The sequence below is a fragment of the Buttiauxella ferragutiae genome (assembly GCF_022637515.1).
GTDB classification, from domain to species: domain Bacteria; phylum Pseudomonadota; class Gammaproteobacteria; order Enterobacterales; family Enterobacteriaceae; genus Buttiauxella; species Buttiauxella ferragutiae.
The window spans coordinates 3,340,674-3,362,317 of the sequence record NZ_CP093332.1 but is presented as its reverse complement, the minus strand read 5'-3'; the positions used below and the strand labels follow the sequence as shown (position 1 = coordinate 3,362,317).

Below are 21,644 nucleotides of genomic sequence, written 5' to 3'. Positions count from 1 at the left end.
GCGTGGATGGACGTTCAGGCAAAACTGGTAATTCCGCAAAATTCCTTGTTCTAACAAGTATCAACACGGAAAACCGCAACATTATTCCATTGCTAACCTTATTATAGCAAGATGACTTTTGCCTTTGATGCCTCGTTTCTTACAGTTTTTTAACTCACTTTTTCGCTGCATGTCGCAGAAATCTGAAAAAGGGGAGTCAGGCGACTTAAAACCAGGCAGATTCTCAGTTAAGCACATAAAAATGAGTGGCGCTATGCGCGCACGCTATTTAGAATCGCCGACCATGAAAACTCCGACACCTTCAGTACAAATCGTTGCCATTTCTTCTGATGAAGCTGGGCAGCGTATCGATAACTTTTTGCTCTCCCGCCTGAAGGGCGTGCCGAAAAGTATGATTTATCGCATTTTGCGTAAAGGCGAAGTGCGCGTGAATAAAAAACGTATTAAGCCTGAATATAAAATCCAGGATGGCGACGAAATTCGTATTCCGCCGGTTCGCGTCGCCGAACGTGAAGAACAAGCCGTATCGCCACATCTACAAAAAGTCGCCGCGCTGACGGATGCGATTATTTATGAAGATGATCACATCCTGGTATTGAATAAACCTTCAGGTACTGCGGTTCACGGTGGCAGTGGCTTGAGCTTTGGTGTGATTGAAGGCTTGCGTGCGTTGCGCCCGGAAGCGCGTTTCCTTGAACTTGTGCATCGTCTTGACCGTGATACATCGGGCATTTTGCTGGTGGCGAAGAAACGCTCCGCACTGCGTTCACTGCACGAGCAGTTGCGTGAAAAGGGTATGCAGAAGGATTATTTAGCACTGGTGCGTGGCCAATGGCAGTCGCATGTCAAAGCGGTGCAGGCTCCGTTGTTAAAAAATATTTTGCAGAGCGGTGAGCGTATTGTACGCGTCAACAGTGAAGGCAAACCGTCAGAAACACGTTTTAAAGTGGAAGAGCGTTATGCTTTCGCCACATTAGTACGTTGCAGCCCAATCACCGGGCGAACCCATCAGATTCGCGTGCACACGCTGCATGCCGGGCACCCCATTGCGTTCGATGATCGCTATGGCGATCGCGAATTTGATAAGCAACTCGCAGGCACTGGCCTGAATCGTTTGTTCTTGCATGCCGCAGCATTGCGTTTCACCCATCCCAATACCGGTGAAATTATGCGTGTTGAAGCGCCGCTGGATGAGCAATTGAAACGCTGTCTTACGGTGTTACGCAACGCGGGCTAACCGTTTAGAGTGGAGGCGCGAAGGTGTCTCCACTCTAAGTCAGCTATATGAGTAAAGGGTTACATCCCTCGTTGTTGAGCATCTCGCACAAGCTAATTAACGGCAGCCCAACCAGGGTGTTCGGATCCTTACCGGACAGTCTGTCGAATAATGTGATCCCCAAACCTTCACTCTTAAAACTTCCAGCGCACTGTAACGGCTGTTCTTTTCGCACGTAATTGCGGATTTCTTGTTCACTCAGATGACGAAAATGAACATCAAAAGGTTCGCAAATCACCTGTAAATTTCCGGATGCTGAATTATACAGCGCCAACCCGGTATAAAAAGTGACAATACTGTTGCGGGCAGTCAGCAATTGTTCCACTGCTTTTTCTTCGGTGTGCGGCTTTCCGACGATTTTTCCCTCTAAAACGCAGACCTGATCTGAACCGATAATCAGATGATTTGGATATTCCTTGCTCAACGCCTGTGCTTTTGCTTGCGCCAGTCGCACGACCAGTTGGCGGGCATTCTCACCGGGAATCGGCGTTTCATCGACCTGTGGAGACGCGGTAGTAAAGGGGATACCGAGCTTTTCTAGTAGCTCTCGACGGTATGGCGAAGTTGAAGCCAGAACAATTTGCGTCATATTTTTTTCATTAATGATAGCGATCCGAGAAAAGGCATTTTAAACTATGCCACCGCAATGTGTGCGAATAAGTAGAAAAGGCGCTGTTTACAGGCTTTTTCTTTGACTCTATGACGTTACAAAGTTAATATGCGCGCCCTATGCAAAAAGTAAAATTACCCCTGACTCTCGATCCGGTTCGTACGGCTCAAAAACGCCTTGATTACACGGGTGTTTACACCCCTATTCAGGTTGAGCGTGTCGCCGAATTTGTAGTCAGTGTAGACAGTGATGTGGAATGCGATATGTCATTTGCCATCGATAACCAACGCCTCGCGGTTCTTACCGGTGATGCGAAGGTTTCGGTAACATTGGCATGTCAGCGTTGCGGAAAGCCGTTTGCCCATCAGGTCTACACACAGTATTGTTTTAGCCCGATCGTCAAAGACGAGCAGGCTGAAGCACTCCCGGAAGGATATGAACCAGTTCAGGTCAACGAATTTGGTGAAATCGATCTTCTGGCGTTGGTTGAAGATGAAATTATCCTCTCCTTGCCAGTTGTTCCGGTGCATGATTCTGAACACTGTGAAGTGTCCGAGGCGGACATGGTATTTGGCAAACTGCCTTCCGAGGCGGAGAAACCAAACCCATTTGCCGTATTAGCCAGTTTAAAGCATAAGTAATTGAGGAGTAAGGTCCATGGCCGTACAACAGAATAAACCAACCCGTTCTAAACGTGGCATGCGTCGTTCCCATGACGCGCTGACCACAGCAGCAGTGTCCGTGGACAAAGTTTCTGGCGAAACTCATCTGCGTCACCACATCACCGCCGACGGTTTCTACCGCGGTCGCAAGGTTATCGCTAAGTAATTGGCGATACCTTGAGACGTCTAACCCTTGCGTTAGATGCCATGGGTGGGGACTTCGGTCCTTCCGTGACAGTGCCTGCAGCTTTGCAGGCACTGGACTCTAACTCTCAGCTAAACCTTCTATTAGTCGGCGACCCCGACGCCATCACGCCATTACTTGCCAAAGCTGATTTTGAAAAACGTTCACGAGCGCAGATAGTTCCTGCGGAATCGGTTATTGCCAGTGATGCAAGAGTTTCGCAAGCGATTCGTAACAGTCGCGGAACCTCAATGCGAGTGGCGCTTGAGTTAGTAAAAGAAGGGCGAGCGGAGGCTTGTGTCAGTGCAGGAAATACTGGTGCGCTGATGGGCCTGGCTAAATTATTGCTCAAACCGATTGAAGGGATTGAGCGCCCAGCGTTGATGACGGTTTTACCGCATCAACAAAAGGGTAAAACTGTCGTGCTGGATCTCGGTGCGAACGTTGATTGTGACAGTAATATGTTGGTGCAATTCGCGATAATGGGTTCTGTGATGGCTGAAGAAGTACTCGGCATCAACTCCCCGCGAGTCGCTTTGCTGAACATCGGCGAAGAGGAGACTAAAGGTCTCGATAGTATTCGTGATGCCTCAGCTTTATTAAAAACAATGCCTTCTATCAACTATATTGGCTATCTTGAAGCGAACGAGCTGTTGACGGGAAAAACCGATGTGCTGGTGTGTGATGGCTTTGTCGGTAACGTCACCCTCAAGACGATGGAAGGGGTTGCCAGAATGTTCCTTTCGCTTTTGAAATCTCAAGGTGAAGGGAAAAAAAGGTCGTGGTGGCTAATAATATTGAAGCATTGGTTACAAAAGAGCCTGACCAGGCGATTCAGTCACCTCAACCCCGACCAGTATAATGGCGCCTGTCTGTTAGGATTGCGCGGCACAGTGATTAAGAGTCACGGAGCGGCCAATCAGCGAGCGTTTGTTGTCGCTATTGAACAGGCAGTGCAGGCGGTGGCGCGGCAAGTCCCTACACGGATTGCTGCCCGCCTGGAATCTGTATTACCCAAGAGTGACTGACGTACATGTATACGAAGATTATTGGTACGGGCAGCTATTTGCCCGAACACGTGCGTACCAACGCCGACCTGGAAAAAATGGTGGATACTTCTGACGAGTGGATTGTCACCCGTACAGGTATTCGTGAACGTCGAATTGCTGGGCCAGATGAAACCGTTGCAACAATGGCTTTTGCTGCGGCTACGCGTGCGCTTGAAATGGCAGAAATCGATAAGTCTGAAATTGGGCTGATTATCGTTGCCACAACTTCTTCAACGCACGCTTTCCCAAGTGCTGCCTGCCAGGTGCAGGCAATGTTAGGGATTAAAGGCTGCCCTGCATTTGATGTTGCAGCCGCTTGCGCAGGTTTTACCTACGCCCTGAGCGTGGCAGACCTATATGTGAAGTCTGGTGCAGTAAAACATGCGCTGGTTATTGGTTCTGATGTGCTGGCTCGTACTTGCGATCCTACCGATCGTGGCACAATTATTATTTTTGGTGATGGTGCAGGGGCGGTTGTACTGAGTGCTTCTGAAGAGCCTGGTATCATTTCAACCCACCTGCATGCTGACGGTCGCTATGGTGAACTGCTGATGCTACCGAATGTCGATCGCGTGAATCCTGAAAATTCGATTCACCTGTCGATGGCCGGTAATGAAGTCTTTAAAGTCGCGGTTACAGAGCTTGCACACATTGTTGATGAGACCCTTGAGGCGAATAATCTGGATCGTTCGGATCTCGATTGGTTGGTGCCGCATCAGGCTAACTTACGCATTATCAGTGCCACGGCCAAGAAACTTGGCATGTCATTAGATAATGTGGTTGTGACTCTTGATCGCCACGGCAACACCTCTGCGGCCTCTGTACCGGCAGCGTTTGACGAAGCTGTTCGTGATGGTCGAATTCAACGTGGCCAACTGGTATTGCTCGAAGCCTTCGGTGGCGGCTTTACCTGGGGTTCAGCACTGGTTCGTTTTTGATTATTAGGGATTTAACCATGACTCAATTTGCTTTTGTTTTCCCAGGCCAGGGTTCGCAAGCACCAGGTATGCTGGCAGAAATCGCAGCAGCAAACCCTGTTGTAGAAGCGACCTTCCGTGAAGCTTCTGCTGCTCTGGGCTATGATTTGTGGGCATTGACCCAACAAGGTCCTGCGGAAGAGTTGAACAAAACCTGGCAGACTCAGCCTGCTTTGCTTACCGCATCTGTTGCTTTATGGCGTGTCTGGCAGCAGCAAGGTGGCAAAACGCCTGTTATGATGGCAGGCCACAGTCTGGGCGAATATTCTGCTCTGGTTTGTGCTGGTGTGATTGATTTTGCTGACGCGGTGCGTCTGGTTGAATTACGTGGCAAATTGATGCAGGAAGCGGTTCCTGCTGGCACAGGTGCAATGTATGCCATCATCGGTCTTGATGATGCATCAATTGCCAAAGCTTGTGAAGAAGCGGCTCAAGGCGAAGTAGTCTCTCCGGTGAACTATAACTCACCAGGCCAGGTCGTGATCGCGGGTAATAAAGACGCAGTTGAGCGTGCAGGTGCAGCCTGTAAAGCCGCCGGCGCAAAACGCGCTCTGCCATTGCCTGTCAGTGTGCCTTCTCACTGTGCGTTGATGAAACCAGCGGCAGATAAACTGGCAGTCGCGCTGGAAAATATTACTTTCAATGCGCCAACTGTTCCGGTTGTGAACAATGTGGACGTGAAGTGCGAAACATCACCAGAAGCTATTCGTAGCGCGCTGGTGCGCCAATTGTACAGCCCAGTACAATGGACTAAATCAGTTGAATTTATGGCAGCACAGGGTGTGACCCAGTTGCTGGAAGTAGGGCCTGGTAAAGTATTGACTGGCCTGACAAAGCGTATTGTTGACACACTGACAGCATCGGCGATTAACGAGCCGGTAGCTCTGTCAGCGGCGCTCGAGCAATAAGACGAGGATGACCATGAGTTTTGAAGGAAAAATTGCGCTGGTAACCGGTGCAAGCCGCGGTATTGGCCGCGCAATCGCGGAAACCCTAGTGGCCCGTGGTGCGAAAGTTATCGGTACTGCGACCAGCGAAAGCGGTGCGCAGGCGATCAGTGATTATCTGGGCGATAACGGCAAAGGCTATATGCTGAATGTGACCGATCCTGCTTCGATTGAAGCTGTTTTAGGAAATATTCGCGCAGAATTTGGTGAAGTTGACATTCTGGTCAATAATGCCGGTATCACTCGTGATAATCTGTTAATGCGCATGAAAGATGACGAATGGAACGATATCATCGAAACCAATCTGTCATCAGTTTTCCGTCTGTCAAAAGCGGTAATGCGCGCTATGATGAAAAAGCGTCATGGTCGTATTATCACTATTGGTTCCGTGGTTGGTACCATGGGAAATGCTGGTCAGGCAAACTACGCTGCGGCGAAAGCGGGTCTGATTGGTTTCAGTAAATCACTGGCACGTGAAGTTGCGTCTCGTGGTATTACTGTAAACGTTGTTGCTCCGGGCTTTATTGAAACGGACATGACGCGTGCGCTTTCTGAAGAACAGCGTGCGGGTATACTGGCGGAAGTTCCAGCGGGTCGTTTAGGCGACGCAAAAGAAATCGCCAGTGCTGTTGCATTTTTAGCCTCTGACGAGGCGGGTTACATCTCTGGTGAAACCCTGCACGTCAATGGCGGAATGTATATGGTTTAACCACGATACAAAATATTTGCGTTATTTGGGCGAATGCCCGCAAAATAGCGTAAAATCGTGGTATGACCTGCCGGGATTTAGTTGCATCTTTTTCAACATTTTATACACTACGAAAACCATCGCGAAAGCGAGTTTTGATAGGAAATTTAAGAGTATGAGCACTATCGAAGAACGCGTTAAGAAAATTATTGGCGAACAACTGGGCGTTAAGCAGGAAGAAGTTATCAACTCCGCTTCCTTCGTAGAGGACCTGGGCGCTGATTCTCTTGACACCGTTGAGCTGGTAATGGCTCTGGAAGAAGAGTTTGATACTGAGATTCCGGACGAAGAAGCTGAGAAAATCACCACTGTTCAGGCTGCCATTGATTACATCAACGGTCACCAGGCGTAAGTGAACATCTCCAGGCGGTCATTCGACCGCCTGAGTTTTATCTAATTGTCCCACTAGTATTATTTTTTCCCTCCCTGGAGGACAAACGTGTCTAAGCGTCGTGTAGTTGTGACCGGACTGGGCATGTTGTCTCCTGTCGGCAATACCGTAGAGTCTAGCTGGAAAGCTCTCCTTGCCGGTCAGAGTGGCATCAGCCTAATCGACCATTTCGATACTACCGCCTATGCAACGAAATTTGCTGGCTTAGTAAAGGATTTTAACTGTGACGACATCATTTCGCGCAAAGAACAGCGCAAAATGGATGCCTTCATTCAATATGGAATTGTTGCTGGCCACCAGGCCATGCTGGATTCTGGTCTGGAAGTAACAGAAGAGAATGCAATCCGTATCGGTGCCGCAATTGGTTCTGGTATTGGTGGTCTGGGTCTTATCGAAGAGAACCACTCCTCGTTGGTCAACGGTGGTCCACGTAAGATCAGCCCATTCTTTGTACCATCCACTATTGTGAATATGGTAGCAGGTCATTTGACCATTATGTTTGGCCTGCGCGGCCCAAGCATTTCCATTGCTACAGCTTGTACTTCTGGTGTGCATAACATCGGTCAGGCAGCACGTATGATCGCTTACGGCGATGCAGACGCTATGCTGGCAGGTGGCGCAGAGAAGGCGAGTACTCCGCTGGGCGTGGGTGGCTTTGGTGCGGCACGTGCACTTTCTACCCGTAACGAAAACCCACAAGCGGCAAGCCGTCCGTGGGATAAAGACCGTGATGGTTTTGTACTGGGTGATGGCGCAGGCATGATGGTACTCGAAGAGTATGAACATGCTAAGAAACGTGGCGCGAAAATCTATGCAGAAGTCGTTGGTTTTGGTATGAGCAGCGATGCTTATCACATGACTTCTCCGCCGGAGTCAGGTGCAGGTGCTGCACTGGCGATGGAAAATGCTCTGCGTGATGCAGGTATTACCCCTGGTATGGTGGGCTATGTGAATGCGCATGGCACTTCAACGCCAGCTGGCGATAAAGCTGAAACACAAGCGGTTAAGACTATTTTTGGTGAAGATGCCAGGCGTGTTCTGGTGAGCTCAACTAAGTCTATGACCGGTCACCTGTTAGGTGCTGCAGGGGCTGTAGAGTCAATCTACTCCGTCCTCGCACTGCGCGATCAGGCGATTCCACCAACAATTAACCTTGATAACCCTGACGAAGGTTGCGATTTGGACTTTGTTCCTCATGTTGCTCGCCAGGTGAAAGGAATGGAATACACTCTGTGTAATTCATTCGGGTTTGGTGGTACCAACGGCTCATTGATCTTTAAAAAGATCTAAGTCGTTACTTATAAAGGGCTCGCTTGCGGGCCCTTTATACATCTGAAATGTCCCCTCTTGCTGCAAACCCTTCGCACTGGCACTCTTAACTCACAGAACATTGAGGAGTTGTAATGTATTTAATCAATGGTGAGTTAACGGAAAATCTGGCGGCGAACGATCGCGCTGTGCAGTTCGGTGATGGCTGCTTCACCACGGCGCGTGCTTGCAACGGCAGCATTCGTTTTTTAGAACAACACCTCGCTCGATTGCAGCAAGCCTGTGAAAAACTGCTGATTCCATTTGTCGATTGGTCACTGCTGGAAAATGAAATGCAGCAAATGGCGGCGGTTGAACAACAAGCCGTGTTGAAGGTGATCATTACCAGAGGCAGCGGTGGGCGTGGTTATAGCGCCGCAAATTGCGTGCAGCCGACTCGCTTATTGTCGGTTTCTGCTTACCCTGCTTTTTATCCTCAGTGGCGCGCACATGGTATCTCCCTGGCGCTTAGCCCAATTCGGATGGGTATCAACCCACATCTCGCCGGAATTAAACACCTGAATCGGCTCGAACAAGTAATGATTCGTACGCATCTTGAACAGATGCCAGCCCAGGAGGCGCTGGTTCTTGACAGCGATGGGTGGCTTACGGAATGCTGTGCCGCTAATTTATTCTGGCGTAAAGGAACACAGGTATTTACGCCGTATGTAGATAAATCTGGTGTGAACGGCACCATGCGTCAGCATATTATCGCCTGTCTGGCTGATTCATCATGGCAGGTGACTGAAGTGCGCGAAAGATTAGACAGCCTGGCGACGGCTGATGAAGTGCTAATTTGCAACGCATTGATGCCGATTATCCCTGTGAACCAGGCTGAATCCTGGCAATATAAATCGCATGAGCTTTATCAATTTTTAGCACCACTTTGTGAGTAACCAATTATCAATGAAAAAGATGCTACGTTTCTTCCTGCTGTTGTTAGTGGTGCTTGGCGTGGCGGCAGGTGTTGGCTTATATAAAGTCCGTCAACTCGCCGACAGCCATCTGACCATCAAGCAAGACACCATATTTATGCTCAAGCCGGGCACGGGTCGCCTGGCGTTGGGTAAGCAGTTATATGAAGAAAAATTACTGAATCGCCCACGAGTATTCCAGTGGCTGTTAAAAGTTGAGCCAGACCTCGCTAAATTTAAAGCGGGTACTTATCGCTTTACCCCGCAAATGACGGTTCGAGATATGCTCAAACTGTTAGCCAGTGGCAAAGAAGCTCAATTTCCTATTCGATTTGTCGAAGGGACTCGTTTAAGTGACTGGCTAAAACAATTGCGCGAAGCACCGTTCATTCAGCACACCCTTAAAGATGATAACTACGCCACCGTTGCCGAAGTTTTAAAGCTTGAGCATCCAGATTGGGTTGAAGGGTGGTTCTTCCCCGATACCTGGCTTTACACTGCTAACACCACCGATATTGCGCTGTTAAAACGCGCCCATGAGCGCATGGTCAAAGCCGTTCAGACTGCATGGGATGGCAAAAAAGACGGATTGCCGTACAAAACGCAAAACGATTTGGTCACCATGGCCTCGATAATCGAGAAAGAAACCGCTGTGGCAGCAGAAAGAGATCAAGTCGCCTCGGTGTTCATCAACCGTTTACGCATCGGCATGCGTTTGCAAACCGACCCAACGGTAATTTACGGTATGGGTGAGAGCTATAATGGTAAGCTGTCGCGCAAAGATCTGGAAACGCCGACGCCATATAACACCTATGTGATTAGTGGCATGCCGCCAGGCCCAATCGCGATTCCTGGTAACGCTTCGTTGCAAGCCGCGGCAAACCCCGCGAAAACACCGTATCTCTATTTTGTCGCTGATGGAAAGGGCGGTCATACATTTAATACCAACCTTGCAGGCCATAATCAGGCTGTGCAGGTGTATCTCAAAGCACTGAAGGACAAGAATGGTCAGTAAATTTATCGTCATCGAAGGGCTCGAAGGGGCAGGGAAAACTAACGCACATAATGTGGTGGTTGCGACTTTAAAAGAGCTGGGGGTGACCGATCTGGTCTTCACGCGTGAACCCGGCGGCACGCCTCTTGCGGAAAGATTGCGTGAGTTGACGCTGAACAACAAAGGTATCGGCGATGAGATCGTAACGGATAAAGCTGAAGTGTTGATGTTCTACGCAGCACGCGTACAGCTTGTTGAAACGGTCATCAAACCGGCGCTGTCACGCGGAGCATGGGTTATTGGTGACCGTCATGACCTCTCGACGCAAGCATATCAGGGCGGTGGCCGTTGTATTGACCAGCAATTACTGATGGCACTGCGTAATACCGTGCTGGGTGATTTCTATCCTGATCTGACCATTTATCTTGATGTCACGCCGGAAGTTGGCCTGACTCGCGCCCGTGCGCGTGGTGAACTTGACCGCATCGAACAGGAGTCTATCGACTTCTTTAACCGCACCCGCGCCCGTTATCTGGAACTCGCTGCAAGCGACAGCCGTATCCGTACCATTGATGCGACACAAACCCTGGATAAAGTTTCACTAGACGTGCGTAACGCCGTGCTTGAGTGGGCTAAGGGGCTGGCGTAATGAAATGGTATCCATGGTTACGCGCGCCGTTTGAGCAAATCCTCAGCCAGTATCAGACTGGGCGCGGGCACCATGCACTGTTGTTACATTCATTGTCTGGCATGGGGGACGACGCATTAATCTACGCTCTCACACGCTGGTTGATGTGCCAGAAACCGCAAGGAACGAAAAGCTGTGGCCAGTGCCGCAGTTGCCAGTTGATGCAGGCGGGAACACATCCTGACAGCTACGTGGTCGCGCCAGAAAAGGGCAAATCCAGTCTTGGCATTGATGCTATTCGTGAAATAACTGAAAAGCTTTACAGCCACGCTCAGCAGGGTGGAGCAAAAGTGGTCTGGCTGGAAGATGCCGGTTTACTTACCGAGGCGGCGGCCAATGCGTTGTTGAAAACACTCGAAGAACCGCCATCCAATACCTGGTTCTTTCTGGGGTGCCGTGAACCTGCGCGTTTACCCGCCACACTGCGTAGTCGCTGCCTGTACTGGTATCTGACTCCCCCAGACGAAAACTTTGCTCTCGCCTGGCTGGCCCGGGAACTCACGCTGGATAACGCGCAGCTGCGCGCCGCATTGCGCCTGAGTTCTGGCGCTCCCGCCGGTGCGCTGGCTCTGTTGCAACCTGAACAGTGGAAGCACCGCCAGACACTGTGCGAGAAACTCAACGAAGCTTGCGCCACAAAGAACATGCTGGCGTTATTGCCTGCTTTGAACAGTGATGATGCGACCGTTCGCGTCCATTGGTTATGCTCACTGCTGGTTGATGCACTAAAATGGCAGCAGGGTGCTACGCCGTGGTTGACCAATGATGATCAACATACATTGGTGGCAAATATTGCCAACAGCGCAAGCCCCGCGATGCTACAAGCTATTTTGCATAGCTGGTTTTCCTGCCGCGAAGCATTGCTGAGTGTCGTAGGTGTGAACCGCGAATTATTACTGACTGAACAATTGCTCACCTGGGAGCGTTTAATGCAACCAGGTGCTGTCCTTCCTTCCTTCCATCTTTAAGAGTATCTGTATGTTCCTGGTTGACTCACATTGCCATCTTGATGGCCTGGATTATCAATCCCTGCATAAAAGCGTCGATGACGTCCTGGAAAAAGCGGCGGCACGTGATGTGAAATTCTGCCTTGCGGTTGCCACTACGCTCGACGGTTATCGCAATATGCGCCAATTAGTTGGTGAGCGTCACAATGTCGCTTATTCATGCGGTGTACACCCGCTGAATCAGGACGAAGAATATGACGTCGAGGAACTTCGCCGCCTGGCCGCCGATCCTGGCGTCGTCGCGCTGGGGGAAACGGGATTAGATTACTTCTATACCCCGGAAACCAAACCCCGCCAGCAGGAATCTTTCCGCCATCATATCCAGATTGGCCGTGAACTTAACAAGCCGGTGATTGTTCATACCCGAGATGCACGCGCCGATACCCTGGCCATTCTGCATGAAGAGAAAGTGACAGACTGCGGTGGGGTACTACACTGTTTTACAGAAGACAGAGAAACTGCTGCAAAATTGCTCGATATGGGTTTTTACATCTCTTTCTCCGGTATTGTGACTTTCCGCAATGCCGAACAACTCAGGGAAGCGGCGCGCTATGTGCCACTGGATCGCATACTGGTGGAAACCGACTCACCTTATCTTGCTCCGGTGCCGCATCGTGGTAAGGAAAACCAACCGGCAATGACGCGTGATGTGGCGGAATATATGGCGGTACTGAAAGGTGTTTCACTTGAGGAATTGGCCGTTGTGACGACAAAAAACTTCGCCACTTTGTTCCATATTCCTGACTCCCGCCTGCAATCCGTTTGATAAGTCTAAGTTATTTTAAAGCTCGTAATTAATGATCGAAGCGAGTACAGTGCACCACCCCAAAAAAGGTGGTGCAGACTCTTTTTGTAACGTTTAGAAACGTGTTTTGTAAATTAATGAAAGTTTTTCATATGGCTTTTAGAGAAACGTGATAGCCGTCAAACAAAAAATCTTCGATTTATTTTACTCTGCGTAATAAATCAAAGGGCACTTAAGATGCCTGTATATGGACCGGATCTCCCCCCAGTCCGATGCGCATAACGCGTAAAAAAAAGCACAAATACTCAGGAGCACTCTCAATATGTTTAAGAATGCATTTGCTAACCTGCAAAAGGTGGGTAAATCGCTGATGCTGCCAGTATCCGTACTGCCAATCGCAGGTATCCTGCTGGGCGTCGGTTCTGCAAACTTCAGCTGGCTGCCAGCAGTCGTTTCTCATGTAATGGCGGAAGCTGGCGGTTCAGTATTCGCCAATATGCCGCTGATTTTTGCTATCGGTGTGGCATTAGGCTTCACGAATAACGATGGCGTTTCTGCATTAGCCTCTGTGGTTGCATACGGCATCATGGTTAAGACCATGGCGGTTGTTGCACCTTTGGTTCTGCATATTCCTGCTGAAGAGATCGCGGCAAAACACCTGGCTGATACCGGTGTTCTGGGCGGTATCATCTCTGGTGCCATTGCAGCCTACATGTTTAACCGTTTCTACCGCATCAAGTTGCCAGAATACCTGGGCTTCTTCGCGGGTAAACGTTTCGTACCGATCATCTCCGGTCTGGCTGCGATCTTCATGGGTGTTGTGCTGTCCTTCATCTGGCCTCCAATCGGTACGGCTATTCAGACCTTCTCTCAGTGGGCTGCTTACCAGAACCCGGTTGTGGCATTCGGCATCTACGGTTTCGTAGAGCGCTGCCTGGTACCATTCGGTCTGCACCACATCTGGAACGTTCCATTCCAGATGCAAATTGGTGAATACACCAACGCTGCAGGTCAGGTCTTCCACGGCGATATCCCACGTTACATGGCAGGTGACCCAACTGCGGGCAAACTGTCTGGTGGCTTCCTGTTTAAAATGTACGGTCTGCCTGCTGCGGCTATCGCAATCTGGCACTCAGCTAAACCTGAGAACCGTGCAAAAGTCGGCGGTATCATGATCTCCGCTGCGTTGACCTCGTTCCTGACCGGTATTACCGAGCCAATCGAGTTCTCCTTCATGTTCGTTGCTCCAATCCTGTACATCATCCACGCGGTGTTGGCAGGCCTGGCATTCCCAATCTGTATCCTTCTGGGTATGCGTGACGGTACTTCCTTCTCTCACGGTCTGATTGACTTCATCGTGCTGAGCGGTAACAGCAGCAAATTGTGGTTGTTCCCAATTGTTGGCCTGTGCTACGCGGCGATTTACTACACCGTGTTCCGTGTGCTGATTAAAGCGCTTGACCTGAAAACTCCAGGTCGTGAAGACGCAACATCTGAGACGACTACCACTTCCACAAGCGAAATGGCACCAGCTCTGGTTAGCGCTTTCGGCGGTAAAGAAAACATCACTAACCTGGATGCGTGTATTACCCGTCTGCGTGTTAGCGTGGCCGACATTTCTAAAGTCGACCAGGCTGGCCTGAAGAAATTGGGTGCAGCAGGTGTAGTTGTAGCTGGTTCAGGTGTTCAGGCAATCTTCGGTACTAAATCCGATAACCTGAAAACTGAAATGGATGAGTGGATCCGTAACAGCTAATAAGAAGTTGGGGAGACTGAGGGAGGCCATTGGCCTCCCTTTTTTACGTCTACAATTCACAGGTTAAGGTTGAAAGAGTAGGTGTAACTCGCTCATACTCTTGGGCTATGTCACATAAAGTTCGCCACACATGAATAAAAGGTAACGTCATGGCCGAAGAAACCATTTTCAGTAAAATTATCCGCCGGGAAATTCCGGCTGATATCGTTTATCAAGATGAGTTAGTCACTGCATTCCGTGACATATCGCCACAGGCTCCAACCCACATCCTTATCATTCCTAATGTGCTGATCCCAACGGTTAACGACGTAACTACTGAGCATGAACTGGCACTAGGGCGCATGTTGATCGCAGCAGCAAAAATTGCTGAACAAGAAGGGATTGCAGAAGACGGCTATCGTCTGATCATGAACTGCAATCGCCATGGTGGACAGGAGGTTTACCACATTCACATGCACCTGCTGGGTGGCCGTGTGCTTGGGCCGATGCTGGCGCATAAAGGATAAATTGATGAAAGCGAACTCGCTGTTAACGCTACTGGCCATCATTTTTATGGTGGGATGCAGTTCCAAACCCGCGATTCCTGTCAGCGATGATCAAACGCTGGTGATGGAAACCTCGGTGCTTGCGGCGGGGATTAGTGCTGAAAAACCTGATATTTCAAGTGATAGCGGTGCCACTGTTTCACGTAGCCAGTTGTATAATGAGCAGTCTAAACCAGTCATCATCAGCTATCGTTTTTATTGGTATGACGACAAAGGGCTGGAAATTCATCCTCTCGAGCAGCCGCGCACGATTACGATACCTGCAAAATCTAGCGTTTCGGTGTCATCCATAGCCAGTTATCCAGACGCACGTCAAGTTCGTCTATCTCTCTCTTTATAAGGGGTGAATTTTGATTAAGGGAATCCATCGTTACCTGGTAATTATCGCCGCGGCGATGATTTTATCCGGGTGTATTAACCGTGGTGAAGCTCCTGCTCCTGTGGAAGAAGTGAAGCCAGTTCCGCAGCAGCCAGTTGAACCGCCACCGACTGTTCCAACGGTGCCGACTGTGCCAACTCAGCCAGGCCCAATTGAACAGCCACAGCCGACTATTCCTGCCACACCTAAAGTTCGTAGCTACGATTGGGGCAGCGCGATGCAGCCGATGGTTGGCAAAATGTTACAAGCCGATGGCGTGACAGCCGGCGGCGTTCTGCTGGTGGATAGCGTGAACAATCACACCAATGGTTCGCTGCAAACTGGTAAAGCGACCGAAGCGCTGCACGGTGCGTTGGCAAACAACGGCAAATTTACCCTTGTGTCGCCACAACAGCTTTCGCTGGCAAAACAACAACTCGGGTTATCGCCACAAGACAGCCTGGGTTCTCGTACTAAAGCGATTGGTATTGCCCGTAACGTTGGTGCGCAATATGTGCTGTATACCAATGCCAGTGGCAACGTGAATGCACCAACGCTGAAAATGCAGTTGATGCTGGTACAGACCGGCGAAATTATTTGGTCAGGCAGCAGTGCTGTTCAACAAACCCAATAATTCGACACTGCAAAGTGTGATTGAAAAGTATCTTCCGGCGGCTCAGGCCGCCGGTTGCTTTTCTCCTCTTGAAGGATTGAGCGGCGGGAGCCTGCATTTCACCATTGGCACGCGGGAGTATGTCGCGCGACAACAGCTTGAAACCCCGATGCCGGGTGTTTCTCTCGCCCGGCAATATCGAGCATTAACTCGAATATCGCAAGGAATCGGGTCACGTCCAGTTTGCCTCGCGAATGGCTGGTTAATCGTTGAATGGCTAGCTGGGGAGGTAAAATCGGAACTACCCTCACTGCATTTGCTCAATTCCTTACTGTATGATTTACATCATCAACCTTGTTTCGGCTGGCGAATCAATTTGTTGCCTTTACTGGAATACTATTGGCAAATGGCCGGGCCTGAGCGAAGAAGCCTGACCTGGTTGCGTTGGCTTAAAAAGATGAACAAGCAGGGTGAGCCAAAACCGCTGCGCCTTGCTGCGCTGCATATGGATATTCATGCCGGTAACCTGGTGCATCAGGCGCAAAGTATCAAACTCATCGACTGGGAATACGCCGGTGATGGGGATGTGGCGCTGGAGCTGGCGGCTATTATTGCGGCCAATAATATTGATGGCGAGTCTTTGGTTCGCGCTTATGCTCAATTGAACCATATTCAGGTGGATAAATTACGCCGACAGGTCAGCCGCTGGCAACCGTGGGTTATTTTGCTGATGGCATCCTGGTATGAATGCCGCTGGCAACAAACGCAAGACAGAACATTTATAACCCTTGCAGACGAAGCATGGTGCCGTCTGCGAGCGTTTGATTAATTAAGAGAGGTCGATGTGGGTCCGGTAATGTTAGATGTGGCAAGCTTTGAGCTGGATGCCGAAGAGCGTGAAATTCTAAAGCACCCACTGGTCGGTGGGCTGATTATTTTTACCCGCAACTATCACGATCCTGAGCAACTCCGTGAGCTGGTTCGTCAAATCCGCGAAGCTTCTCACAATCGTCTGGTGGTTGCGGTTGACCAGGAAGGTGGGCGAGTTCAACGTTTCCGTGAAGGCTTTACCCGTTTGCCAGCAGCACAATCTTTTGCCGCAATACATGGCCTGGAGTTGGGTGGGAAACTGGCACAAGAAGCAGGCTGGTTGATGGCAAGCGAAATGATTGCCATGGATATCGACATCAGTTTCGCGCCAGTATTGGATATCGGCCATATCAGTGCCGCCATTGGTGAGCGTTCCTACCATGAAGAACCGCGTAAAGCGCTGGCGATGGCGACTCGCTTTATCGACGGCATGCACGCCGCAGGTATGAAAACCACCGGTAAACACTTCCCAGGCCACGGTGCGGTAACGGCTGATTCCCATAAAGAAACCCCGCGTGACCCGCGTGATGAAGCGCTGATCCGTGAACACGACATGCAGATTTTCCGCAGTCTGATTACTGATAACAAACTCGACGCCATTATGCCGGCGCACGTTATCTATACCGACGTCGATCCGCTTCCGGCGAGTGGTTCTCCGCACTGGCTGAAAACCGTTTTGCGTGGCGAGCTGGGCTTTAATGGCGTTATTTTCTCGGATGATTTATCAATGGAAGGCGCTGCCATCATGGGGAGCTACGCTGAACGCGGGCAAGCTTCTTTGGATGCAGGTTGCGATATGATCCTGGTCTGCAATAATCGTAATGGTGCGGTTAGCGTGTTAGATAACCTGTCTCCGGTCAAAGCAGAGCGTGTTACAGGTTTGTATCATAAAGGTTCATTTACCCGCCAGGAGCTGATGTCGTCAGCGCGCTGGAAGCAAGCAAACCAGCAACTTGAGGCGCTGCATGAGCAGTGGGAAGCCCACAAGGCGGGTCTTTAACTCATCAGGCCAAATGGCCTGAATTCGTGTGGTGAGGATGCAATGATTATCTATTTACACGGTTTCGACTCTAATAGTCCTGGTAACCATGAAAAGGTGCTGCAACTCCAGTTTATCGATCCGGACGTCCGCCTTATCAGTTACAGCACGCGGCATCCGAAACACGATATGCAGCATCTGCTCAAAGAAGTAGACAAAATGTTGCAACTCAGTGTCGATGAGCGGCCACTGATTTGCGGTGTCGGGCTTGGCGGTTTCTGGGCCGAGCGTATTGGTTTCTTGTGTGATATTCGCCAGGTGATTTTTAACCCAAATCTGTTCCCGCAAGAGAATATGGAAGGGAAAATCGACCGTCCTGAGGAATACACCGATATTGCCACCAAGTGCGTGCAGAATTTCCGCGAGAAAAACCGTGACCGTTGCCTGGCCATTTTGTCGCGTAATGACGAAGCGCTGGATAACGCACGAGCCGCAGAGCTGCTGCATCATTACTATGAGATCGTATGGGATCAGGAACAGACCCATAAATTCAAAAATATCTCACCACATTTGCAGCGGATTAAAGCGTTCAAGACTCTCGGCTAGCCGCGGGCTAAATAAGCAAAAAGTGAAAGGGTCAGCCAGGTGCTGGCCCTTTTTGTTTATCTTTTCGGCATAAAAATTTGACGCACATCAATTTTGGTATGACCAATACACCATCCATGTTATTCTTTGGTCATATTCGTGAGTTTGTTTAGCTAACTTGTTGTTAATTAAATGCTATTTACATAACCTTTAATTAACAATTGGTTAATATTTTAAGGGGGTCACTTTGACTACGCCATTAAGAAAGATTGTCATTGTCGGTGGTGGTGCTGGCGGACTTGAACTGGCCACTCAGTTAGGTAAAAAACTGGGTCGTGGTAAAAAAGCTAAGGTTACGCTTATCGACCGTAACCACAGCCATTTATGGAAACCGCTGCTGCACGAAGTGGCAACCGGTTCACTGGACGAAGGTGTAGACGCGCTGAGCTATCTGGCACATGCTCGTAACCATCATTTCCAGTTCCAGCTCGGTTCCGTGGTCGACATTAACCGCGAAAGCAAAACTCTGACGCTCGCAGAACTGCGTGACGACAAAGGCGAGCTGCTGGTCCCTGAACGTAAAATTCCTTATGACACGCTGGTGATGGCGTTGGGTAGTACCTCCAACGACTTCAACACCCCAGGCGTTAAAGACAACTGTATCTTCCTCGATAACCCGCATCAGGCGCGTCGTTTCCATTCCGAAATGCTGAATCTGTTCCTCAAGTATTCTGCAAACCTCGGTGCCAGCGGCAAAGTTAACATCGCTATTGTTGGCGGTGGGGCGACGGGGGTTGAGCTGTCTGCTGAGCTGCATAACGCGGTGAAACAACTGCACAGTTACGGTTATAAAGGCCTGACTAACGAAGCGCTAAACGTAACGCTGGTCGAAGCCGGTGAACGAATTCTGCCTGCATTGCCGCCACGTATTTCTGCGGCGGCACACAGCGAACTGACTAAACTGGGCGTGCGTGTTCTGACGCAAACCATGGTGACTTCCGCAGACGCAGGTGGCCTGAATACCAAAGACGGCGAATACATCGCAGCGGATTTGATGGTCTGGGCGGCAGGGATTAAAGCACCAGACTTTATGAAAGATATCGGTGGCCTTGAAACTAACCGTATCAATCAGTTAGTGACTGAGCCTACGCTGCAAACCACGCGTGACCCTGATATTTACGCGATTGGCGACTGTGCTTCATGTGCGCGCCCTGAAGGTGGCTTTGTGCCGCCACGTGCGCAAGCGGCGCACCAGATGGCGTCACTGGTTTTAACCAACATTCTTGCGCAGATGAAAGATAAGCCTCTGAAATCTTACATCTATAAAGACCACGGTTCGCTGGTGTCGCTGTCTAAGTTTTCCACCGTTGGCAGCCTGATGGGTAACCTGATGCGTGGCTCGATGATGGTAGAAGGGCGCATGGCGCGTTTCGTCTATATCTCGCTGTACCGTATGCACCAGGTTGCACTTCATGGTTACTTCAAAACCGGCCTGATGATGCTGGTGGGTAGCATCAACCGCGTGATCCGTCCGCGTCTGAAACTGCACTAATCGTCTGGCCAGCATGAAATTCAAACCCGACCACGTGTCGGGTTTTTCTTGCTTAGGAATTCTCTCAAACAGCTGTTTTCTCCGTAAGAATCTGCGTTTTTCATCCGTTGTCTGATTTGCCTGGTCCTACTCTGGTTGCAAAATTGTAAGCAATAGCAAAGTCAGGAGGATGTCCTGTGAATAAATCAATGTTAGCGGGTATAGGTATCGGTGTGGCCGCAGCACTGGGTGTGGCGGCGGTTGCCAGCATGAACGTTTTCGACCGTGGTCCTCAGTTCGCACAGGTGGTGTCAGCGACACCTATTAAGGAAACGGTAAAAACGCCACGTAAAGAGTGCCAGAACGTCGCGGTGACTCATCGCCGACCGGTACAAGATGAAAACCGTATCATCGGTTCAGCACTGGGTGCGGTTGCCGGTGGCGTGATTGGTCATCAGTTTGGCGGCGGACGCGGTAAAGATGTTGCCACAGTGGTGGGCGCATTAGGTGGGGGTTACGCAGGTAACCAGGTGCAAGGCAATATGCAGGACCGCGACACCTACACCACGACACAGCAAAAATGTAAAACCGTGTACGACAAGTCAGAAAAAATGCTCGGTTATGACGTCACATACCGCATCGGCGATCAGCAAGGGAAAATCCGCATGGATAAAGACCCTGGCAACCAGATCCCGCTGGATAACAATGGCCAGTTGGTTTTGACTAAAATCTAACCGATAACATGCCGGTATCATAGGGTGGATAAGCGATAGCGTCATCCACCAAAAAATGTAAACCCATCTGCAAAGATGGGTTTTTTGTTAATGGCGGCCACGTAACTGCTGCTGTAATTCCAGCAGCGCCGTCACTTCGGCTATCCGTCGCTGAGTGTAAGCAGGGATCTCCTCGGGTAAGCGTAAAAACAGCCTGTTCTCACCAAACACCACGTCATGTAAACAACGGTCATATAACGGCCCTGCAAGGGTTTGACGCCTGGTTTCGTGCTCAGTCGTCCGTTCAATCACTTCATTCTGGCCTTCACGGTCGATATTGATGACTCGCCCATCATGCAGATAGATACGCATGCCTTTTTGCCCACCCGCAGGGCCAGCATATTTATTAAGATGGAGAGTGAACGGAATATCGCTGAGGGTGCCGGTCAGCAGGGCTTCACCTTCTGCGGTGGTAAAATCGCCTGCTGCAATCTCATTTCCCAGACGGTCACGTGCGTAGCTCAACTCAATCTCTAACCGATGGTTACCACCTAACTGATGGAGTGTTTCGCGCATCATGGCGAGGACATGCGTGCCGATATCAACAATCACGCCGTCAGGATGACGTAGCTGGCGGGTATCCGCCTCACCGGTGGCAAAATTCAACGCGGCAGGCTCACCAGCGGCATTAAACCCACTGGGTTCCTGCAAAAAACCTTCGATGCGGCTTATTTCACTGATGTTGTGAATGCAGTCGCTAGCTTGAGTGCGAATCATCCAGTGATCCAGCGCCAGAACACGAGCGGCAGCTTGCGGTTGCTGGAGTAATGTTTCGAGTTTCTTAAGTTGCGTGAGCGTGGCGGCAACCGGCTTTTCAACGACGATTGCGGGAACACGGCTTTGCAAAACCCTTTCGAGCACGGGTAAATGATGAAGCGAAGAAGTGGTGATTAGCACCACGTCGAGCGGTTTAGCCAGCAGCGTATCAAGCGAATCACAACGGCTAATTCCCTCAAGCTGGCGCGCTGGGTCAGCGTCATAACCATAAAGTTCGAGAGCGGGAAGGGACATACGGCGTAAAGCCGGAAGATAAGCGGTTTCGATGACCGAACCTAAACCAATGATACCTGCCAACATATTCATAGTACCTATAATTAGAGTCCCTATGTTTTAAATGACTATCGATTTCGGGTC

At 50.1% G+C, this 21,644-nt stretch carries 25 protein-coding genes; 23 read left to right on the top strand and 2 right to left on the bottom strand.

Translation table 11 applies throughout. The features are described 5' to 3' along the window. Positions 1 to 283 precede the first annotated feature (283 nt). Positions 284 to 1,237 carry a 23S rRNA pseudouridine(955/2504/2580) synthase RluC gene (rluC, locus tag MNO13_RS15585; RefSeq protein WP_166642073.1) on the top strand — a complete coding sequence of 318 codons (954 nt, stop codon included), beginning with the start codon at positions 284 to 286 and terminating at the stop codon, positions 1,235 to 1,237. Between the two features lie 43 nt (positions 1,238 to 1,280). Here the strand turns inward: rluC and MNO13_RS15580 are convergent, their stop codons facing one another. Continuing rightward, positions 1,281 to 1,865: a Maf family protein gene (locus MNO13_RS15580; RefSeq protein ID WP_121813862.1), complete on the bottom strand. Its 585-nt coding sequence runs from the start codon at positions 1,863 to 1,865 to the stop codon at positions 1,281 to 1,283. A gap of 140 nt (positions 1,866 to 2,005) precedes the next feature. Between MNO13_RS15580 and yceD the strand changes: the two genes are divergently transcribed. The 22 genes from yceD (at position 2,006) to MNO13_RS15470 (ending at position 20,471) form a co-directional block, all read left to right on the top strand. Next, the gene (gene yceD, locus MNO13_RS15575; RefSeq protein WP_034456169.1) at positions 2,006 to 2,527 is read left to right on the top strand and encodes a 23S rRNA accumulation protein YceD; all 522 of its coding nucleotides are present in this window, start codon (positions 2,006 to 2,008) and stop codon (positions 2,525 to 2,527) included. 16 nt (positions 2,528 to 2,543) lie between these two features. Continuing rightward, positions 2,544 to 2,714 carry a 50S ribosomal protein L32 gene (gene rpmF / locus MNO13_RS15570; RefSeq protein WP_034456167.1) on the top strand — a complete coding sequence of 57 codons (171 nt, stop codon included), beginning with the start codon at positions 2,544 to 2,546 and terminating at the stop codon, positions 2,712 to 2,714. A gap of 11 nt (positions 2,715 to 2,725) precedes the next feature. Continuing rightward, entirely contained in the window at positions 2,726 to 3,760 is a 1,035-nt protein-coding gene (plsX, locus tag MNO13_RS15565) for a phosphate acyltransferase PlsX (protein WP_121813861.1), read from the top strand. Positions 3,761 to 3,765: 5 nt separating this feature from the next. Then, the gene (locus MNO13_RS15560; protein WP_064547819.1) at positions 3,766 to 4,719 is read left to right on the top strand and encodes a beta-ketoacyl-ACP synthase III; all 954 of its coding nucleotides are present in this window, start codon (positions 3,766 to 3,768) and stop codon (positions 4,717 to 4,719) included. Positions 4,720 to 4,736: 17 nt separating this feature from the next. Beyond that, positions 4,737 to 5,666, top strand: a complete 930-nt coding sequence (fabD, locus tag MNO13_RS15555; RefSeq protein WP_064547817.1) for an ACP S-malonyltransferase — start codon at positions 4,737 to 4,739, stop codon at positions 5,664 to 5,666. A gap of 13 nt (positions 5,667 to 5,679) precedes the next feature. Then, positions 5,680 to 6,414, top strand: a complete 735-nt coding sequence (fabG, locus tag MNO13_RS15550; RefSeq protein ID WP_064547814.1) for a 3-oxoacyl-ACP reductase FabG — start codon at positions 5,680 to 5,682, stop codon at positions 6,412 to 6,414. 154 nt (positions 6,415 to 6,568) lie between these two features. After that, a complete protein-coding gene (acpP, locus tag MNO13_RS15545) occupies positions 6,569 to 6,805 on the top strand; it encodes an acyl carrier protein (RefSeq protein ID WP_034456161.1) in 237 nt (78 codons plus the stop codon). 87 nt (positions 6,806 to 6,892) lie between these two features. Then, a complete protein-coding gene (fabF, locus tag MNO13_RS15540) occupies positions 6,893 to 8,134 on the top strand; it encodes a beta-ketoacyl-ACP synthase II (protein WP_064547812.1) in 1,242 nt (413 codons plus the stop codon). Between the two features lie 113 nt (positions 8,135 to 8,247). Then, positions 8,248 to 9,048, top strand: coding sequence for an aminodeoxychorismate lyase (gene pabC, locus MNO13_RS15535; RefSeq protein ID WP_121813860.1), 801 nt, complete (start codon positions 8,248 to 8,250; stop codon positions 9,046 to 9,048). A 10-nt stretch (positions 9,049 to 9,058) separates the two neighbouring features. Further along, entirely contained in the window at positions 9,059 to 10,081 is a 1,023-nt protein-coding gene (gene yceG, locus MNO13_RS15530) for a cell division protein YceG (protein ID WP_121815653.1), read from the top strand. Next, positions 10,071 to 10,709 carry a dTMP kinase gene (gene tmk, locus MNO13_RS15525; RefSeq protein ID WP_064547808.1) on the top strand — a complete coding sequence of 213 codons (639 nt, stop codon included), beginning with the start codon at positions 10,071 to 10,073 and terminating at the stop codon, positions 10,707 to 10,709. The genes yceG and tmk overlap by 11 nt, the downstream gene beginning before the upstream one ends. Further along, a complete protein-coding gene (gene holB / locus MNO13_RS15520) occupies positions 10,709 to 11,716 on the top strand; it encodes a DNA polymerase III subunit delta' (protein WP_241938983.1) in 1,008 nt (335 codons plus the stop codon). The genes tmk and holB overlap by 1 nt, the downstream gene beginning before the upstream one ends. Before the next feature lie 10 nt (positions 11,717 to 11,726). Next, positions 11,727 to 12,521 carry a metal-dependent hydrolase gene (locus tag MNO13_RS15515; RefSeq protein WP_121813858.1) on the top strand — a complete coding sequence of 265 codons (795 nt, stop codon included), beginning with the start codon at positions 11,727 to 11,729 and terminating at the stop codon, positions 12,519 to 12,521. A 301-nt stretch (positions 12,522 to 12,822) separates the two neighbouring features. Next, positions 12,823 to 14,256: a PTS glucose transporter subunit IIBC gene (gene ptsG, locus MNO13_RS15510; RefSeq protein WP_064547802.1), complete on the top strand. Its 1,434-nt coding sequence runs from the start codon at positions 12,823 to 12,825 to the stop codon at positions 14,254 to 14,256. A gap of 149 nt (positions 14,257 to 14,405) precedes the next feature. Beyond that, positions 14,406 to 14,762: a purine nucleoside phosphoramidase gene (gene hinT / locus MNO13_RS15505; RefSeq protein ID WP_064547800.1), complete on the top strand. Its 357-nt coding sequence runs from the start codon at positions 14,406 to 14,408 to the stop codon at positions 14,760 to 14,762. A 4-nt stretch (positions 14,763 to 14,766) separates the two neighbouring features. Then, positions 14,767 to 15,141, top strand: a complete 375-nt coding sequence (locus MNO13_RS15500) for a YcfL family putative periplasmic lipoprotein (RefSeq protein ID WP_064547798.1) — start codon at positions 14,767 to 14,769, stop codon at positions 15,139 to 15,141. Positions 15,142 to 15,196: 55 nt separating this feature from the next. Beyond that, positions 15,197 to 15,793, top strand: coding sequence for a penicillin-binding protein activator LpoB (lpoB, locus tag MNO13_RS15495; RefSeq protein WP_241940074.1), 597 nt, complete (start codon positions 15,197 to 15,199; stop codon positions 15,791 to 15,793). After that, positions 15,771 to 16,601, top strand: coding sequence for a thiamine kinase (thiK, locus tag MNO13_RS15490; protein WP_241938982.1), 831 nt, complete (start codon positions 15,771 to 15,773; stop codon positions 16,599 to 16,601). The genes lpoB and thiK overlap by 23 nt, the downstream gene beginning before the upstream one ends. Positions 16,602 to 16,616: 15 nt before the next feature. Further along, the gene (gene nagZ, locus MNO13_RS15485) at positions 16,617 to 17,642 is read left to right on the top strand and encodes a beta-N-acetylhexosaminidase (RefSeq protein WP_241938981.1); all 1,026 of its coding nucleotides are present in this window, start codon (positions 16,617 to 16,619) and stop codon (positions 17,640 to 17,642) included. Positions 17,643 to 17,684: 42 nt separating this feature from the next. Continuing rightward, positions 17,685 to 18,227, top strand: a complete 543-nt coding sequence (ycfP, locus tag MNO13_RS15480; RefSeq protein WP_064547789.1) for an alpha/beta hydrolase YcfP — start codon at positions 17,685 to 17,687, stop codon at positions 18,225 to 18,227. A gap of 226 nt (positions 18,228 to 18,453) precedes the next feature. After that, positions 18,454 to 19,758: an NAD(P)/FAD-dependent oxidoreductase gene (locus MNO13_RS15475; RefSeq protein WP_064547787.1), complete on the top strand. Its 1,305-nt coding sequence runs from the start codon at positions 18,454 to 18,456 to the stop codon at positions 19,756 to 19,758. A gap of 176 nt (positions 19,759 to 19,934) precedes the next feature. Continuing rightward, entirely contained in the window at positions 19,935 to 20,471 is a 537-nt protein-coding gene (locus MNO13_RS15470) for a glycine zipper 2TM domain-containing protein (protein WP_064547785.1), read from the top strand. A gap of 87 nt (positions 20,472 to 20,558) precedes the next feature. Here the strand turns inward: MNO13_RS15470 and MNO13_RS15465 are convergent, their stop codons facing one another. Further along, on the bottom strand, positions 20,559 to 21,587 hold the full coding sequence (locus tag MNO13_RS15465) for a Gfo/Idh/MocA family oxidoreductase (RefSeq protein WP_241940073.1): 1,029 nt from the start codon (positions 21,585 to 21,587) through the stop codon (positions 20,559 to 20,561). Positions 21,588 to 21,644 lie beyond the last annotated feature (57 nt).

Coding starts and splice junctions, on each gene's coding strand:
- MNO13_RS15580 (WP_121813862.1), bottom strand. CDS start 1,865: ATGACGCAAATTGTTCTGGCTTCAACTTCGCCATACCGTCGAGAGCTA.
- holB (WP_241938983.1), top strand. CDS start 10,709: ATGAAATGGTATCCATGGTTACGCGCGCCGTTTGAGCAAATCCTCAGC.
- MNO13_RS15465 (WP_241940073.1), bottom strand. CDS start 21,587: ATGTTGGCAGGTATCATTGGTTTAGGTTCGGTCATCGAAACCGCTTAT.
- MNO13_RS15560 (WP_064547819.1), top strand. CDS start 3,766: ATGTATACGAAGATTATTGGTACGGGCAGCTATTTGCCCGAACACGTG.
- acpP (WP_034456161.1), top strand. CDS start 6,569: ATGAGCACTATCGAAGAACGCGTTAAGAAAATTATTGGCGAACAACTG.
- lpoB (WP_241940074.1), top strand. CDS start 15,197: ATGATTTTATCCGGGTGTATTAACCGTGGTGAAGCTCCTGCTCCTGTG.
- yceG (WP_121815653.1), top strand. CDS start 9,059: ATGAAAAAGATGCTACGTTTCTTCCTGCTGTTGTTAGTGGTGCTTGGC.
- fabD (WP_064547817.1), top strand. CDS start 4,737: ATGACTCAATTTGCTTTTGTTTTCCCAGGCCAGGGTTCGCAAGCACCA.
- rpmF (WP_034456167.1), top strand. CDS start 2,544: ATGGCCGTACAACAGAATAAACCAACCCGTTCTAAACGTGGCATGCGT.
- MNO13_RS15500 (WP_064547798.1), top strand. CDS start 14,767: ATGAAAGCGAACTCGCTGTTAACGCTACTGGCCATCATTTTTATGGTG.
- tmk (WP_064547808.1), top strand. CDS start 10,071: ATGGTCAGTAAATTTATCGTCATCGAAGGGCTCGAAGGGGCAGGGAAA.
- MNO13_RS15515 (WP_121813858.1), top strand. CDS start 11,727: ATGTTCCTGGTTGACTCACATTGCCATCTTGATGGCCTGGATTATCAA.
- pabC (WP_121813860.1), top strand. CDS start 8,248: ATGTATTTAATCAATGGTGAGTTAACGGAAAATCTGGCGGCGAACGAT.
- rluC (WP_166642073.1), top strand. CDS start 284: ATGAAAACTCCGACACCTTCAGTACAAATCGTTGCCATTTCTTCTGAT.
- hinT (WP_064547800.1), top strand. CDS start 14,406: ATGGCCGAAGAAACCATTTTCAGTAAAATTATCCGCCGGGAAATTCCG.
- fabG (WP_064547814.1), top strand. CDS start 5,680: ATGAGTTTTGAAGGAAAAATTGCGCTGGTAACCGGTGCAAGCCGCGGT.
- ycfP (WP_064547789.1), top strand. CDS start 17,685: ATGATTATCTATTTACACGGTTTCGACTCTAATAGTCCTGGTAACCAT.
- yceD (WP_034456169.1), top strand. CDS start 2,006: ATGCAAAAAGTAAAATTACCCCTGACTCTCGATCCGGTTCGTACGGCT.
- ptsG (WP_064547802.1), top strand. CDS start 12,823: ATGTTTAAGAATGCATTTGCTAACCTGCAAAAGGTGGGTAAATCGCTG.